Below are 16772 nucleotides of genomic sequence, written 5' to 3'. Positions count from 1 at the left end.
AATTAAGCCAACCTTAAGTTCTTAATGTTGATTTTTCGAAGAGCGGTGGGAGAACGTTGGCCCGATGAACTTACGCCATCGGGCCACGACGATTGTTGGTGTTAGTTATTGTTTACCGGGGCATCCAGTGGATACGGGTTTTTATGGATCCGGTTGTAGTTCAGTGCGTACAGAGCGGTGATGATCATCAACGTGACGAACGACCACATCACTTCTTTGGCTCCGGAACCGACAACCGCCCAGATGCAGTAGACAAAGGCGATAAAGGTCACCAGTAAGTACATCGGGCGTGCTTTACCAAAGTGACCATGGCCGAGCAGCAGCAGCGCGGCGCAGGTGTACAGATACGGCACCAGGGTGAAGATAACGGAGACCGAAGAGACCAGACCAAACTCTTTCGCTGCGTTCGGCGACATGCTGCTGAACTGGAAGATGGTCATCAGAATGCCGACGATAATTAACCCGGCCACTGGCGTACCGGCTTTGTTCACGCGGGCAAAAATCGGTGGGAACAGGCCGTCATCGGCTGCGGCTTTGGCGGTTTGCCCGGCAAGCAGCGTCCAGCCGCCCAGAGAACCAAGACACCCGGCCGCAGCACAGAAGGAGACAATTGCCCCTGCGGTGTCACCCAGCGCCATGCGTGCGGCATCACCGAACGGAGAGGCTGAAACACGTAGCGCCGCGTTAGGGATCATACCCATGATCGCGGTGGTGGAGAGCACGTAGCAAACAGCGGCAATCAGCACGCCGCCCATGGTGGCGATAGGTACGTTACGTTTGGGGTTTTTAACCACGCCAGCCGCGACGGAGGCGCTTTCTACCCCGATAAATGACCACAAGGTAACATTCAGAGTGCTTTGAATCGCGCCGAAGGTGTTCATGCCGCTGACGTTCCAGGCCGCCATATAGGTTTCACCGCGGAACCAGAACCAGCCGAAGACGGCAATCCCGACAATTGGTACCAGTGCCAGTACCGTTGCGACGGCCTGCACGCGGGTGATCATTTTCGGTCCGACAATGTTCAGTAATACGAAGATCCACAGTACTACGACACAGGTCAGCGTCAGGACCAGCGGATCTTTTAAGATGGGGAAGAAGTAGCTCAGGTAACCGACGCCAATGACCACCATGGCGATGTTACCAATCCAGCAGGCCAGCCAGTACAGCACGTTGGTCTGGTAGCCCAAAAAAGGACCGAAGCAGCGGCGGGCATAAGCATAAGAACCACCGGGACTGGAGTCTAAGGACGACATTTTGGCGTACACCATCGACAGTGCCAGAGCACCGATAATCGTGACCAACCATCCGTAGATTGCAATCCCGCCAGTTGACGCAAGGTTTGCGGGTAGCAGGAATACACCGGAACCCATAATATTCCCCGACACCATAAGGGTGACGGGGATTAAGCCCACTTTGTGAGCATCAGCATCCGTCGACATATTTTCTAACTCCTGATAAGGATAAATGACGCCTTATCATACCTCGTCAAAAGTCTGTTTAATGATGACGGAGCTGGGGTATCGCTAATGCTGATATTATTATGGCTTATCGCTAACTGATTAAAAATCAGGCGGCGGATGGCTCCCTATGTTGACTAACATAATGCAGAGGCGTCATCCCATAGAACTCTTTGAATACGGAGATAAAGTATGAGGTACTGTTATATCCACATAGTTGAGAGACCTGGGAAATGTTTTTGCCGTCCATCAGTAATTGATTGACGGCATATCGCATGCGACAGGTGGTAATTATTTGGCTGTAACTTGTATTTTCACTTTTGAGCTTTTTCTTTAACAAACTGGGACTCAGGCATAAGCAACTGGCAACCATGCTTAAATTCCAGTCTTTATGTATATCGCTCTCAATAATGTGATAAACGCTGTCGCTGATACAGTTGCGCAGCATATACATGAGCAAAGAGATAAACTTTTTGCTGTCGAGAAAGCGTGATAACACCGTGAACAGTAGCGAGCGCGTACGCTCTCTTTCAGCTTCGTTCACTGTGTCCATTACGCTATGTTGGGCAGCCACCCTGAAGACATCCGGCGTCAGACACGCTGAGGTCATTACTGGGCTGGCACTGCGTTGCCAGAGTGGGATCTGTGAAAGGTCTTTATTTAAAAAGCGCAGATAGTCTTTAATGATATCGCGGCTAATATGTACGACCAATGCGTTATTAAGTGATGAAAAATCGATAATATTATTATCGCATGCCACCAGTGCCATATGATTAGCTTTTAAACTGATGGCTTCTTTACCGTTAATCCTTAACCAAACATCCTTCTCCGTTAATACAACAACACAAGCTTCTTTGCTGCAAAGCTTCATACCCAACTCCAGGAATATGAAAAAACACCGTAGCTCAACATCAGATGAGCCAAATCGGCTAAATTGAAATTGTATGATGAAACCAGGACCGCAATAAAATAACGTGTCTGAAATTAATTACAATGTTTGGTGGGATTTTTCTTATGTACACATTTTTTTACGCAAGTGGAAAGATGCTATTTGCGTATAAAAAAAGCGCGGGGTGGTCCCGCGCAAAAAGGTATGACAGTGTTATTGTTTTGCAGCAATACTCAGGAATTACTCAAGAATGACATGTCTACCTTAAACATCGGACTATCTAAAAAGAGACCTTATGCTTTCACGCACATAACGTGATAAACACCGTCAATAATTTCCGTTCCTTCGGTTTCATGTTCAAATCCAGGGAAGTGGTGGTCCCAGGACTGCAACGAACGCAGGTACCCAATTTGCGGGCTGTTGGCATCGCCAAAGTTTTCACCGGACAGCAGCATCGGAATTCCCGGTGGGTAAGGGATCACGGAGTTTGCCGCAATACGTCCCGCCAGATTTTCAATCGCCACCATCTCAACGTTGTCACTGACTATCGCGTTGTAAGCGTCACGCGGAGTAATATCCGCATCCGGCAGACCGGAGTAGGCTGCATTGAGACGGCTGCCTGGGTTGTTTTCTTTCAGCCAGGCGAACATGGTGTCGCCCAGATCGTGAATACCCATGTTGGCATAAGTGTCAGGATGTTCCTCAACCAGTTCTGGCATCACCTGTGCCAGCGGGGTATTGGCATCGTAATGGTGTTTGAAAGAGCACAGCGTGTTGATCAGTGTGCCCCATTTCCCGCGGGTAATCCCCATGGAGAACAGGAACATAATCTGGAAATCGGTGGTTCGGGTCGGCACGATGCCGTGGCGGCCAAGCCAGGCGGTAACCAGTGCGGCCGGTACGCCGTTCTCTTCCAGTTCGCCATCGTCGCCCATCCCCGGTGCCAGAATGCTGACTTTGATCGGGTCCAGCATGCTCCAGTTATCCGGCAGGTCTTTAAAGCCGTGCCAGGATTCACCCGGACGCATCACCCAGCAGTTCTGATCGGTAGCCAGCAATGTGGCTGGCGCGTCGGCAAAGTCATAGGTTTTACCGGTCTGCGGATCGGTTACCACTTCTTTGTTCCACGGTTTGAAGAACCAGTCGCCTTCGGCGGTGAACTCTTTGTACAACCGTGCCATGGCCTGACGGAAATCGACTGCTTCGTCGATCACTTCCTGAGTGAGCGACAGGCCGCTGTTACCGTCCATCATGGAGACCGCCACGTCGTTTGAGGCGCAGATAGCATACAGCGGAGAGGTGGTGGCGTGCATCATGTACGCCTGGTTAAAGCGGGAGAAGTTCACGGCCCCACGCCCTTCACGAACGTGAATGTAAGATGCCTGAGAGAGCGCATTCAGCAGTTTGTGGGTCGAGTGGGTGGCAAAAACGGTAGGACCGTTATGATCGCCCGGCGCGCCACGCATGGCGTAGTGATCGGCATAAATTGGGTTGAAGCGAGCATAGCCGTACCAGGCTTCATCGAAGTGGATGCGATCGCTGGTTTGTGCGAGCAGATCCTGCGCCTCTTTGGCGTTGTAGCAAACACCGTCGTAGGTACAGTTGGTCACAACGCTGTAAGACGGTTTTTGCCCAGCTTTGCCTTTGGTCAGCGGGCTTTCGCTGATTTTTTTCTGTAAAGTTTCAGGCTGCATTTCTTGCGGGTAGATAGGCCCGATAATGCCGTACCGGTTGCGGCTTGGCACCATGTACACCGGTTTTGCCCCGGTGAGGATCAGCCCCTGTTCGATGGATTTATGGCAGTTACGATCCAGCACCACGATGTCGTTGTCGGTCATACAAGCCTGCATGATGGTGCGGTTAGAGCCGGAGGTCCCGACCACTACGGACCAGGAACGGTCGGCACCGAACACGCGGGCAGCATTTTTTTCACTTTCCCCAAATGCGCCTGTATGGTCGAGTAAAGAACCGAGATTGGTACGTTCAATCCCCATGTCGGTACGAAAGAGATTCTCACCGTAGTAGTCATGGTACAGTCGACCGGCAGGTGTTTTGGTGAAACCGACACCGCCCTGGTGACCCGGTGCAGCCCAGGAATACTCATGGACATTGCTGTATTTCATTAGGGCGTTGAACAGCGGTGGTAACAACTGCTGACGATAGCGAGTCATCGCTGCGATGGCACGGCCAGCGATAAAGTCAGCGCTGTCCTCCAGAATCCAGGCGAATTCATCGACAAGCTCCAGCAGGTCGCGATCCAGCGATGCGGTGGCTTTTTCGCGATCGCCCAGCAGGAATACGGGAACGTTTTGCTGGCGCTCGTGGAGCTTGCCGATCAATTGCCTGACGTTCAGGTGTTCGTCTTGTTGTTCCATTTGATAGCTGAACATAAGGCAATCAATGGCTTCATTGGCGGCGAGGATTGCGTAGCCATCGTCGAATGAGGTGGACTTAATGACGGTAACATTTTGGCGGCTTAATGCGTCAGCCAGACGTTCGACAGCGCTACCGACCCAGGTGTCCTGATGCAGAAACTCACTTTCAACAATTAATACTTTCATCATCTTTTACCCGGTTGTGGAAAGGTTGCAATCTATGAATTGCAGACACACCGTATGAATGTGACGCAGGCAAGTATTATCCTGTCAAAACGGGCTGTAAAGCGGGTGAAAAATAGTCTGATTTATGTTTAATTTGTTTTTAAACATATGGTTACGTTTGCTTGTTGGCGGTTTTTCACCACCGTTTATCGACAGGGGGAATATTTTTTTGGCTGATACTGATATGGCCGAATGATATCAACCAGCCATTGTTTGCCGATGCTGCTGGCTTAGTTTGCGGTACTGCTGTGGCGACATGCCGACAAACTTGCTGAAGGTGTCATAAAAACGGCTGCTGGAACGGAATCCGGCGGTCAACGCAACGTCGAGAATGGTTTTATCGGTATCGCTTAGCAATGCGCGGACGTGATTGATCCGCATTGCCGTGATGTACTGCTTCAGGGTGAGTTGCATTACGCGTTGGAAAATCCCCATCGCGTAGTTGGCGTTGAGCTTCACGTGTTCCGCGACGTCGTTGATGGTGAGCGCCTGATCGTAGTTATCGGCAATAAAGCTCAGCATTTGGCTGACGTAAAACTGGGCGTGCCGAGACACGCTGTTTTTGTGGGTCCGCGAGGTTTTATTGACGAGCATAGGCTGCCAGCCGGAAAGGCTAAACCGCTTGAGCATCAGACCAATTTCATCAATGGCGAGCTGGCGAATTTGTTCGTTCGGGTTGTTCAGTTCCTGTTGCCAGCGCTGAACTTCAAAGGTGCTCAACTGCTGCGACGCCAGCGATTTGATGACCATTCCATGGGTAACATGGTTGATCAACTCGCGATCCAGCGGCCAGGAGAGGAAAAGGTGCATCGGTAAATTGAAGATAGCCATACTTTGGCAACTGCCCGGACGCGTGAGTTGATGCGGTGTGCAGGCCCAGAATAGCGTGATGTGTCCCTGTTTTATCTGTACGACTTCGTTGTTGATCAGATACTCGACGTCACCATCAAACGGCACATTGATCTCCACCTGCCCATGCCAATGGCTGGCTGGCATAGCATGCGGTGAGCGCAACTCGATATCCATCCGTTGATATTCTGAGTACAGCGATAGCGGGCTGCGGGTTTGTTCTTCATCGCTACTGCACATGTGCGGATCGGGAGGAAGAGGCGATGTCGGTAATGTACTCATGGTTGCTCCATTTCCTGAATTATCAGAATCATGTCATTTAACACGTATTAAGGCTGAGAATCAGGACACAAATTGGACCGTTACCATTGAGCATAGCGACATTTTGCGGCCACATACTCTGCTTTTTGGGTAATTTTGTCCCATAAACTCAGATCCAATAGGGTGCAGAGTGATGATCTGAGTTTATGGGAATGCTCAGCAGAGAAGTCGGAAGTTTTCAGCTATACGCTGTGCCACCATGACTGTGTTCACTAATGTTCTGGAGAGTCATGATGTCTGCACCCAAAATTACCTTTATCGGCGCCGGTTCCACGATTTTCGTCAAAAATATTCTTGGGGACGTCTTTCACCGCGATGCGCTTAAATCTGCGCATATCGCCTTGATGGATCTCGATCCTACGCGTCTGGAAGAGTCACACGTTGTTGTGCGCAAGTTGATGGATTCTGCGGGCGCGTCTGGACGAATCACCTGCTATACCGATCAAAAAGCAGCATTACAGGATGCTGATTTTGTGGTGGTCGCTTTCCAGATCGGCGGCTATGAACCCTGTACCGTCACCGATTTTACGGTGTGTAAACGCCATGGTCTGGAGCAGACGATTGCCGACACGCTGGGGCCGGGCGGCATTATGCGCGCGCTGCGCACCATTCCGCATTTATGGCAGATTTGTGAGGATATGACCGAAGTCTGTCCGCAGGCCACAATGCTTAACTACGTTAACCCGATGGCGATGAACACCTGGGCAATGTATGCGCGCTATCCGCATATTAAGCAGGTTGGGCTGTGTCATTCGGTGCAGGGGACGGCGGAGGAGTTGGCCCGCGATCTGAACATTGACCCTGCCTCTTTGCGCTATCGCAGTGCCGGGATCAACCATATGGCATTTTATCTGGAGCTGGAGCGCAAAACGGCGGACGGCGCCTATGTGAATCTCTACCCGGAGCTGCTGGCGGCCTATGAATCCGGTCAGGCACCGAAACCGAATATTCACGGAAATACCCGTTGCCAGAACATTGTGCGCTATGAAATGTTCAAAAAACTGGGGTACTTCGTCACCGAATCGTCGGAGCACTTCGCCGAATATACGCCGTGGTTTATCAAACCGGGGCGTGAAGATCTGATTGAGCGCTATAAGGTGCCATTGGATGAATATCCGAAACGTTGTGTGGAACAGTTGGCGAACTGGAAAAAAGAGCTGGAAGAGTACAAAACGGCTGAGCGGATCGACATTAAACCGTCGCGCGAATATGCCAGCACTATCATGAACGCTATCTGGACCGGTGAACCGAGCGTCGTGTATGGCAATGTTCGCAATGACAGTCTGATCGATAACCTGCCGCAAGGTTGCTGTGTTGAAGTCGCTTGTTTGGTTGATGCGAATGGTATTCAGCCAACGAAAGTCGGTGCTCTCCCGTCACATTTGGCGGCGATGATGCAAACCAATATCAATGTTCAGACTCTGCTAACGGAAGCCATCCTGACGGAGAACCGCGATCGTGTTTATCACGCGACGATGATGGATCCGCATACCGCCGCGGTACTGGGGATTGAAGAGATTTATGCGCTGGTGGACGACCTGATCGCGTCTCACGGCGACTGGCTGCCGGCCTGGCTGCACCGTTAATACACAATCACGCCGGGCAGAGCATCCGGCGTTTAACCTCTGACGTTTCCTCTTACAGAAGGCGGGCGCTGGTAACAGCGACCCGATACCCTATGAGCATCTCTCTGACAACAAAACTCAGTTACGGATTTGGAGCGTTCGGTAAGGATTTCGCTATCGGTATCGTGTACATGTACCTGATGTATTACTACACCGACGTGGTGGGATTATCGGTGGGCGTCGTCGGAACCTTGTTCCTGGTGGCAAAAATATGGAACGCGTTTAACGATCCGGTGATGGGGTGGATAGTGAATGCCACCCGGTCGCGTTGGGGAAAATTTAAACCCTGGATCTTACTCGGTACGCTGGCGAACTCGTTGGTGCTGTTTTTGCTCTTTAGCGCACATCTGTTTGAGGGGACGGCGCAAATCGTTTTTGTTTGTGTGACGTACATATTGTGGGGGATGACCTACACCATTATGGATATTCCATTCTGGTCGCTGGTCCCCACGATTACGCTGGATAAACGCGAACGTGAACAACTGGTGCCGTTCCCTCGTTTTTTTGCCAGCCTTGCAGGGTTTGTCACCGCGGGCGTGACGCTACCCTTTGTAAACTATGTTGGCGGCGCGGATCGCGGGTTCGGTTTTCAGATGTTTACGCTGGTGCTGATCGCATTTTTTATTGTTTCTACCCTCGTAACCTTGCGCAATGTGCATGAAGTGTATTCCTCTGACAGCGAAGCTACCGCAGACAGCACCCGGCTGACGCTGAAATCAATCCTTGCGCTTATCTACAAAAACGATCAGCTTTCCTGCCTGCTGGGGATGGCGCTGGCTTACAACGTGGCGTCCAATATCATTACAGGTTTTGCGATTTACTACTTCACCTACGTGGTGGGTGATGCTGACCTTTTCCCATACTACCTCTCCTATGCCGGAGCAGCTAACTTGCTGACATTGATTCTCTTTCCCCGTCTGTCAAAGGCGCTTTCTCGCCGGGTACTGTGGGCTGGCGCTTCGGTTATGCCAGTTCTCAGCGCAGGCGTATTGCTGATTATGGCTCTGGGGGCATTCCACAATACTTTCCTGATTGTTACCGCAGGGATCCTTCTGAACATTGGTACGGCGCTGTTCTGGGTACTGCAGGTGATTATGGTGGCGGACACCGTAGATTACGGTGAATACAAGTTTAACGTCCGCTGCGAGAGTATTGCCTATGCCGTGCAGACAATGGTGGTCAAAGGTGGCTCGGCGTTTTCCGCTTTCTTTATTGCGGTGGTGCTGGGATTGATTGGTTATGTTCCGAATGCGACGCAATCTGCTGAGACCATCCTCGGCATGCAGTTCATCATGATCGCGCTGCCCACGCTTTTTTTCGTTGTGACACTGGTGCTCTATTTCCGTTACTACCGGTTGAATGGCGATATGCTGCGTAAGATTCAGATCCACCTGCTGGATAAGTACCGAAAAGTGCCGTCGCCCGTCAAACAGTCGAATACTCCGGAGATTCCGGTGGTAGTGGCCAGCGATGTGAAGGCCTAGCTATGGAGTGGCATTCCTGGATTGGCTATCTGGCGGCAACGCTGACGACGCTCTCTTTTTTGCCGCAGGCGATTAAGGTTATTACCACCCGCAACACCCAGGGTATCTCCGGTTTAATGTATGTGATGTTTGTGTGCGGGCTGGTGTTGTGGCTGGCTTATGGGTTATTGATTGAAGATACCGCTGTCAGCATGGCGAACTTTCTGACACTGTTGTTCGCCTTGCCGATTCTGGTTATCAAGTATCGCAGTAGGTAGCGCAGATTGCCGGAGAAGCGTTAGCGCTCTCCGGCCGTTTTCAACTGCCGATTGTGCCAGCCCGCCAACGCGAGGATCGTTGTTAACGCGCCGAGCAGGGCGCAGAACATGTCCGACTGGGTATCCCACGGGTCACCCTGCGTGCCAAGGAAGTCTTCCGCACCTTGTCCCATTGCCAGCGCTGCCCACCACTCGATCAGTTCATACATTGCGCTAATCGCCAGTGCTACGCAGCAGACTAAAAATGCCAGCATCTTACGACCACGGACAATATTGCCGCGCACTAAAATCTCTCTTGCCGTCAGGGCTGGTACCAGCCCCTGGAAGAAGTGACCCAACTTGTCATAGGGGTTACGACTGAGATCCAGCCATTCCTGAACCTGAAAACCGACGGGAACTTTGGCGTAGGTATACATCCCGCCTACCATCAGAATGATGGCGTGCAAGAAAATCAACGTATAAAGCAGCGGCGTCAATGGGTACTGCTTCATGGTAGCCAGCAACAGCGGGACGACAATAATGACCGGCGTGACTTCCATCAGCCAGGTGATTTTCTCCGAGGCAGAGATACCGGTGTAGATAAGGATCAGCGCCAGGAATACTGCGCCAGTGTGCAAGATTGTGGGGTTCAGAGTGCGGAGCATTGCGAATTCACACGTAATGGAAAAGGTCACTATTCCCTGTGAACGGCAAAAATTCAATACCAGTAAATGGGGGGATAAAGTTGGCCCGGGGGGATCGCTGGACTGACGCCAAAAATTTAGTGCCAGTCCAGTGCCGGGCCGAATGGGTTACTTCGCGCAGTTAGCGCATTGTTTGCTGACGATTTGCTGGAAGAAATCGTTGCCTTTGTCATCGACCAGGATGAAAGCAGGGAAATCTTCTACTTCGATTTTCCAGATAGCTTCCATTCCCAGCTCCGGGTATTCCACGCATTCCAGATGCTTAATGCTCTGCTGCGCCAGTACCGCTGCCGGACCACCGATGCTGCCTAAGTAGAAGCCGCCGTGTTTGTGGCAGGCGTCAGTCACTTGCTGACTGCGGTTACCTTTCGCCAACATGATCATGCTGCCGCCGTGAGACTGCAACAGGTCAACGTAGGAGTCCATACGACCCGCGGTGGTTGGGCCTAAAGAACCGGACGGATAGCCTGCAGGCGTTTTGGCCGGACCCGCGTAGTAGATCGGATGATCTTTCACGTACTGCGGTAAACCTTCGCCGGACTCAATACGTTCTTTTAACTTCGCGTGGGCAATGTCACGACCGACAATGATAGTACCGCTCAGTGACAGACGAGTAGAAACCGGGTACTGAGAGAGCTGAGCGAGGATCTCTTTCATCGGGCGGTTAAGGTCAACTTTAACTACTTCACCTTCACCCGCCTGGCGCAGAGATTCCGGAATGTACTGACCTGGGTTATGTTCCAGTTTTTCAATCCAGATCCCTTCGCGGTTAATCTTGGCTTTAATATTACGGTCTGCGGAGCAAGAAACGCCCATACCAACCGGGCAGGATGCGCCGTGGCGAGGCAGGCGGATCACGCGGATATCATGTGCGAAGTATTTCCCGCCAAACTGAGCGCCAAGGCCGAGTTTCTGTGCCTCGATCAGCAGTTCCTGTTCCAGTTGGAGATCGCGGAACGCCTGGCCGTGAGCATTACCTTCAGTCGGCAGCGCGTCATAGTAGTGTGTGCTGGCCAATTTCACCGTTTTAAGGGTACTTTCCGCTGACGTCCCGCCAATGACGAATGCGATGTGGTACGGCGGGCAAGCTGCAGTACCCAGCGTGCGCATTTTCTCAACCAGGAAGTTTTTCAGTTTGCCGGGAGTCAGCAGCGCTTTGGTTTCCTGATACAGATAGGTTTTGTTGGCTGAGCCGCCGCCTTTGGCCACGCACAGGAATTTGTATTCGTCACCGTCCACGCTGTACAGATCGATTTGTGCGGGCAGGTTGGTGCCAGTATTCACTTCTTTGTACATATCCAGCGCCGCGTTTTGCGAGTAGCGCAGGTTATCTTCAATATAGGTATTAAATACGCCTTTGGAGAGGGCCGCTTCATCGCCGCCGCCGGTCCAAACGCGCTGACCTTTTTTACCCATGATAATTGCCGTACCGGTGTCCTGGCAGGTTGGCAACACGCCTTTGGCGGCGATTTCGGAGTTTCTCAGGAACTGCAGCGCTACGTACTTATCGTTTTCGCTGGCTTCGGGATCATGGAGAATTGAGGCGACTTGCTGCTGGTGTTCTGGGCGGAGCATGAAGGAGGCATCGTGGAAGGCTTGTTGGGCCAGTAGCGTAAGTGCTTCAGGAGCTACTTTCAGGATTGTTTCGCCTTCAAACTCGCCGACACTGACGTGATCGGATGTCAGCAGGTAGTACTCAGTTTTGTCTTCCCCCAGTGGGAAAGCCGCCTGGTAAGTGAATTCAACTTTTGACATTTGCTTCCAGCCTTTTCATTTTTCTCAGGAATTTTAAAATTCTCTGTGTCTTAATGGTGGCGTGCCGTACCAACGCGGACGGCACGCGAACTGTGATTACAGGAAACCGTACATTGCGGCGAAGATCCAACCAAAGACACAGGATACGCTTACGCCGATCAAACCAGGCAGAATGAAGCTGTGGTTGATAACGAAGCGGCCGATGTGGGTGGTGCCAGAGCGGTCAAACTGAATAGCCGCCAGGTCACTCGGGTAGGTCGGCAGAATGTAGTAACCGTAACATGCCGGAGCGGAAGCCACGATGTACGCTGGATCAACCCCAATTGCCAGTGCGACCGGAACAATCGCTGCCAGCGCTGCTGCCTGGGAGTTTACAAATTTGGATACCAGCAGCAGAACAATTGCATAGGCCCACGGATACTCTTTCACCATATTGCCCAGCACACCTTCGATTTCTGTCATGTGCGCGCCGAACATTGTTTCGGCCATCCAGGCAATACCGTACACCGCCACAATCGCGATCATACCGGAACGGAAGACTTCGTTTTTAGATATTGAAGCGGGATTGGTCTTCGTCAGGATAATAATCAGCGCACCGGTCAGCAGCATGAACATCTGGATAACCAGCACCATTGACAGTGGTTTGCCGCTAAAGGTAGGGCGCAGCTCAGAGAACGCGCCGAGTACGGCAACAACGGCGATAGCGGCAAGGAAGATCCACATGGCCAGCCAGTTGCTTTTCGGCAGCTTTTTGTCTAACAGCGTGGCGGTATCGCCATACACATAGTTGTGGTTTTCAGGTACAGAAATGAACTTCTGGAACTCTTCATCTTTATCCAGATCTTTACCACGGAACCAGCTGAAGATACCGATCGCCAGGATACCCAACAGGGTAGACGGGATGGTGATGCTGAGCAGGTCGAGGAATTCGAGATGCTTGCCTTCAAACGTTACGTTACCCAGCATTGCCACCAGTGACACAACGGCTACAGAAACCGGGCTGGCGATAATACCCATCTGCGCACCGATGGAACTCGCCGCCATCGGACGTTCCGGGCGAATATTGTTCTTAATGGCAACGTCATAAATGATTGGCAGGATGGTGTATACCACGTGCCCTGTACCGCAGAGAATCGTCAGGGTGCAGGTAACGAAAGGTGCGACGATGGAAACATATTTTGGGTTACGGCGCAGCAGCTTTTCAGCGATTTGCAGCATAACGTCAAGACCGCCGGAGGCTTGTAAGGTTGCCGATGCGGCCACCACGGCAATAATAACCAGCATGACATCTACAGGTGGTTTACCCGGCTGGAGATGGAAAACGAAAACCAGAATGACCAGTCCGATACCGCCTAATAAACCCAGCGCGATACCGCCCTTTCTGGCACCATAAAACAAACATATTAATATTATGAGAAGTTGTATACTAAATAACATTTTATTTACCCTCGCGAAAAACCCAGTCAATTTTTTGAAAAATGGATCTGTGCCACATTCTTTTTTGCCAGAATAAGCATCAAAAAATGGTCAGTATTCGATATGTCCGTATTTGCGATTAATGTTCAAATGTCTTGCTAGAATTTTTTTTTAAAGTTATGGCGATATTTGGTTTTTTCTGTGGCTTTGATCAGAGGAGAGAATCCTCAGGCGATGGGAAGCAGAGCTGAACATGGAGAGCCGCGGTTGACGCTGTAATTTATCTATTTTGCGTTTTCCGCTATTACATGAACCACCGACAGAATGAGTGAGTGGGTTATTTATGTGATCACGGTCACGCCATTTCATGATGTGATGAAGTCGGCGTGCGGATACTTTTATTTGCTCACAAAAATGTACGGTGTCCATGGTACGTAGCATGGTCTCCATTGCTACCAGTCTAGATTTTGTATGTCTGGTTAATTTCAGACTAATCCTTTATGGGTAAAAATACACACTCTGCGAGTTAGATAATACTTAATTAACTTTTGTTAGCGATTTTGAAATTAAAAACAGTGTGATATTTGTCAATATTAAAATAATACATTTAACATGCCGGATACAAATATATTTGATCTAACGCAAATTTATAATTTTGCAGTGTCAGTTGGTGAAATAGGGATTTTTCATTATTTTAATAATTGTTACTTTCAAATAACAAATAATCCCAAGTGTATTTATTGGCAATATTGTTTAAGCAATGAATAGTGTTCAGCCTGCACGCGATAACGATAAACAGGTCTGCCGGTCACGCCATAATGGATGCTGGTAAATAAGATGTGACAATTGACGAGCCAGATAAGGTATTTACGGCAAGAGACGCGCGAGATATTGACCTCGTTAGCCAGCTCATCCGTGGAGAACTCCTGATCCTGGTGCTCATCAATCCACTGGCACAACGTGCGCAACGTTTGTGGCGTTAATCCTTTGGGTAAGCGCCGCGTTTCTTGTTCATTGGAGGAGCTGCCGTGAATCAACTGGTCAAGCTCAGACTGTTCATAGTACTGATGCTTTTCCATCTCAGTTTTTTTCTGTAGCCAGCCGGTGAGCGCCTCTTCAAACCGGGACGCCTGGAAAGGTTTGATCAAGTAGTCAACGACGCCGTAGTGAAGTGAATCTTTAATGGTGGTGGCATCGGCTGCAGAAGAGATGACGATGACATCGCACTTGCAACCTTCACTGTGCAGAACCGGTAGCAGGTCCAGACCGTTTTCTTTTTGCATATAAATATCTAGCAAAATCAGATCGATATGATGACCGCTATGGAAGATTATCTCTTTTGCTTTCTCCAGCGTGGAGGCTGTGCCGCAGCAGTGAAAACCGGAGAGTTGCGCGACATAACGACGGTTTAATTCCGCTACCATTGCATCGTCATCGACAATTAAGACATTGATCATCTGCTGGCCCTCTCACCATTCCACGGTAACTGTACAAAAAATTGGGTGAAGATCCCAGGTTCAGACTCGACGGATATATTGCCGCCAACGTTTTCAACCTGTTGTTTAACAAGCGCTAAACCTACGCCCCGTTCGGTTCCTTTTGACGAAACGCCCTTCTCAAAGATGTGCTCAATGTTTTCGGGGGCGATCCCCGGACCATCGTCATTCACTTCGCAATGCAACCAGCCGTGTCGATAATGCAAGGATATGCTGATTTCACCACCAGGTTCTTGACCTAGCGCCTCCAGGGCGTTTTCAATCAGATTCCCCAGAACGGTAATCAGCACCGCCACCTGATCTTCGTTGTTATTTTCCGGTAGCTGGCTTTCATTGCTGATGACCAGGCTATGGCCTAAATCAGATGTGCGATTAATCTTACTGAGTAAAAATCCTGCGATCACCGGAGATTTTATTTTTCCTAACAGTGAGCCAATTTCTTCCTGATAATTGTTCGCGGTCTTTAGGATGTAATTTTCAAGCTGCTTATAACTTTTCAGATGCAATAATCCCAGAATCACGTGCAATTTATTCATGAATTCGTGGGATCGTTCACGAAGTGCATCGGCATAGTTGACCATACCGTCCAGGCGTTGCATTAACTTTCGGACTTCAGTCTTATCTCTGAAGGTTGAAATGGCGCCGATGATTTTACCGTTGCTGAGTACCGGGACCGTGTTAATTAAGAGTAGCCGATCCTTCACCATGATCTCTTCATCGCGGCGCGGCGTTCCGTCATGTAGTACCTGTGAAAAATCGACCACTTGTGACCACGCATGGCTGAGCGTGGAGAGCTGGGCATCATCTTGTGATTTGTGATAATCCAGCAGCTCCTGCGCAGCTTGGTTAATCAACGTCACTTCACCGCACTCGTCAACGGCAATGACTCCTTCCTTTATAGAGTGCAGCATCGCCTGGCGTTGTTCGAACAGATTGGAGATTTCATAAGGTTCCAGACCAAACAGAATGCGCTTGAGGACCTTAACGAATATCCATGTACCGAGCAGCCCAACCAGCACGCCAAATAAGATTGACCAGATGATGCTGCCGCGGCTGTTATTGATCTGTTCAGCAACTCTGCTTAGCTCAAGACCGATCGCCACCACGCCAATTTGCTGGTGATGTTCGTCGTATATAGGGGTGAATACCCGCAGGGCTTTAGCCAGAAACCCGCGATTAATGGCGACATTCTCTTTACCTTGCAGGGCCAGCAAAATGTCATCGCCTTTAAATGGCTGGCCGATTCGCTGTGCTTCGGGATGGGAGTAACGAATGCTGTGCATATCGGTGACGACGATGAACAAAAAGTCGTTGCTCTTATTCACCGCCTGGGCAATCGCCTGAATACCGCTTTCCTCGGGCTTTTTCATTAGTCCCTGGCGGATCTCCGGAGAGTTGGCTAGCGTTCGCGCGACGGCAAGCGCTTTACTCGCTAACGCATCGCGCGTCATGTTGCTAATTTGCGAGAAATAAATCAGATGAACGACAAGCAGCACGGAGAAGAGAACTGCACTAACCATGAGGATCACGGTGGTGCCAAGCTTCATCGGGCGTTTGCGTATAGCAGTACGTTGCAGTGAGTGTCTCATCACGGTCCTGGAATCACGGTTTGTGCGGGTATTATCGCCTGATGGGGGGCGTAATTCAAAGGTGGTAGGGATTATGGAGCTTAAGTTGTCAGCTTTTCTTCTTTATATAGCGTAGAGTGAATTTCTTTCTATATAGAGGTTTTCATACCGATTCTCTCCCTTTTCAGGGACGCTGACAGATAATTTGCTTACGATTGTGGATAACTCTGTGCGTAAATGGGTATAAGGCGGGGTTTTGCTGTGGAATGCAGCAGTCAGTCATTTTTCTGTCATTTAAGGGTTGCGGGCCACAGGAAACTCCCTATAATGCGCCTCCATCGACACGGCGGATGTGAATCACTTCACACAAAC

12 protein-coding genes are annotated in these 16772 nt (G+C 50.3%); 3 read left to right on the top strand and 9 right to left on the bottom strand.

What is annotated here, in order from left to right:
* Positions 1 to 101: 101 nt before the first annotated feature.
* The 4 genes from adiC to melR form a co-directional block, all read right to left on the bottom strand.
* Positions 102 to 1439, bottom strand: coding sequence for an arginine/agmatine antiporter (gene adiC, locus OGV89_RS00065; protein WP_003031853.1), 1338 nt, complete (start codon positions 1437 to 1439; stop codon positions 102 to 104).
* Between the two features lie 127 nt (positions 1440 to 1566).
* Positions 1567 to 2328, bottom strand: a complete 762-nt coding sequence (locus tag OGV89_RS00060) for an AraC family transcriptional regulator (RefSeq protein WP_003031855.1) — start codon at positions 2326 to 2328, stop codon at positions 1567 to 1569.
* 311 nt (positions 2329 to 2639) lie between these two features.
* Positions 2640 to 4907, bottom strand: coding sequence for an arginine decarboxylase (gene adiA, locus OGV89_RS00055; RefSeq protein WP_100244926.1), 2268 nt, complete (start codon positions 4905 to 4907; stop codon positions 2640 to 2642).
* A gap of 237 nt (positions 4908 to 5144) precedes the next feature.
* A complete protein-coding gene (melR, locus tag OGV89_RS00050; protein WP_003844783.1) occupies positions 5145 to 6077 on the bottom strand; it encodes a transcriptional regulator MelR in 933 nt (310 codons plus the stop codon).
* Between the two features lie 269 nt (positions 6078 to 6346).
* Between melR and melA the strand changes: the two genes are divergently transcribed.
* The 3 genes from melA (at position 6347) to OGV89_RS00035 (ending at position 9482) form a co-directional block, all read left to right on the top strand.
* Positions 6347 to 7702, top strand: coding sequence for an alpha-galactosidase (melA, locus tag OGV89_RS00045; RefSeq protein WP_003844785.1), 1356 nt, complete (start codon positions 6347 to 6349; stop codon positions 7700 to 7702).
* A 92-nt stretch (positions 7703 to 7794) separates the two neighbouring features.
* Complete coding sequence (melB, locus tag OGV89_RS00040; protein ID WP_003844787.1) at positions 7795 to 9225, top strand: melibiose:sodium transporter MelB; 1431 nt, start codon at positions 7795 to 7797, stop codon at positions 9223 to 9225.
* Positions 9226 to 9227: 2 nt separating this feature from the next.
* Positions 9228 to 9482 (top strand): SemiSWEET transporter, encoded by a 255-nt coding sequence (locus tag OGV89_RS00035; protein WP_003031867.1) that lies wholly within the window; start codon positions 9228 to 9230, stop codon positions 9480 to 9482.
* 20 nt (positions 9483 to 9502) lie between these two features.
* Here the strand turns inward: OGV89_RS00035 and OGV89_RS00030 are convergent, their stop codons facing one another.
* The 5 genes from OGV89_RS00030 to OGV89_RS00010 form a co-directional block, all read right to left on the bottom strand.
* A complete protein-coding gene (locus OGV89_RS00030) occupies positions 9503 to 10126 on the bottom strand; it encodes a DUF2238 domain-containing protein (RefSeq protein WP_003031870.1) in 624 nt (207 codons plus the stop codon).
* Between the two features lie 147 nt (positions 10127 to 10273).
* On the bottom strand, positions 10274 to 11920 hold the full coding sequence (gene fumA / locus OGV89_RS00025; protein ID WP_003031871.1) for a class I fumarate hydratase FumA: 1647 nt from the start codon (positions 11918 to 11920) through the stop codon (positions 10274 to 10276).
* A gap of 96 nt (positions 11921 to 12016) precedes the next feature.
* The gene (dcuB, locus tag OGV89_RS00020) at positions 12017 to 13357 is read right to left on the bottom strand and encodes an anaerobic C4-dicarboxylate transporter DcuB (RefSeq protein ID WP_003031873.1); all 1341 of its coding nucleotides are present in this window, start codon (positions 13355 to 13357) and stop codon (positions 12017 to 12019) included.
* A 716-nt stretch (positions 13358 to 14073) separates the two neighbouring features.
* The gene (gene dcuR / locus OGV89_RS00015) at positions 14074 to 14793 is read right to left on the bottom strand and encodes a two-component system response regulator DcuR (protein ID WP_003031875.1); all 720 of its coding nucleotides are present in this window, start codon (positions 14791 to 14793) and stop codon (positions 14074 to 14076) included.
* Positions 14790 to 16421: a sensor histidine kinase gene (locus tag OGV89_RS00010; RefSeq protein ID WP_003844788.1), complete on the bottom strand. Its 1632-nt coding sequence runs from the start codon at positions 16419 to 16421 to the stop codon at positions 14790 to 14792. The genes dcuR and OGV89_RS00010 overlap by 4 nt, the downstream gene beginning before the upstream one ends.
* Positions 16422 to 16772 lie beyond the last annotated feature (351 nt).

The sequence above is a fragment of the Citrobacter sp. Cf125 genome (assembly GCF_030333935.1).
Taxonomy (GTDB): Bacteria; Pseudomonadota; Gammaproteobacteria; order Enterobacterales; family Enterobacteriaceae; genus Citrobacter; species Citrobacter freundii.
Note: the sequence above shows the minus strand (reverse complement) of the source record. Positions and strands in the feature narration are given on the sequence as shown.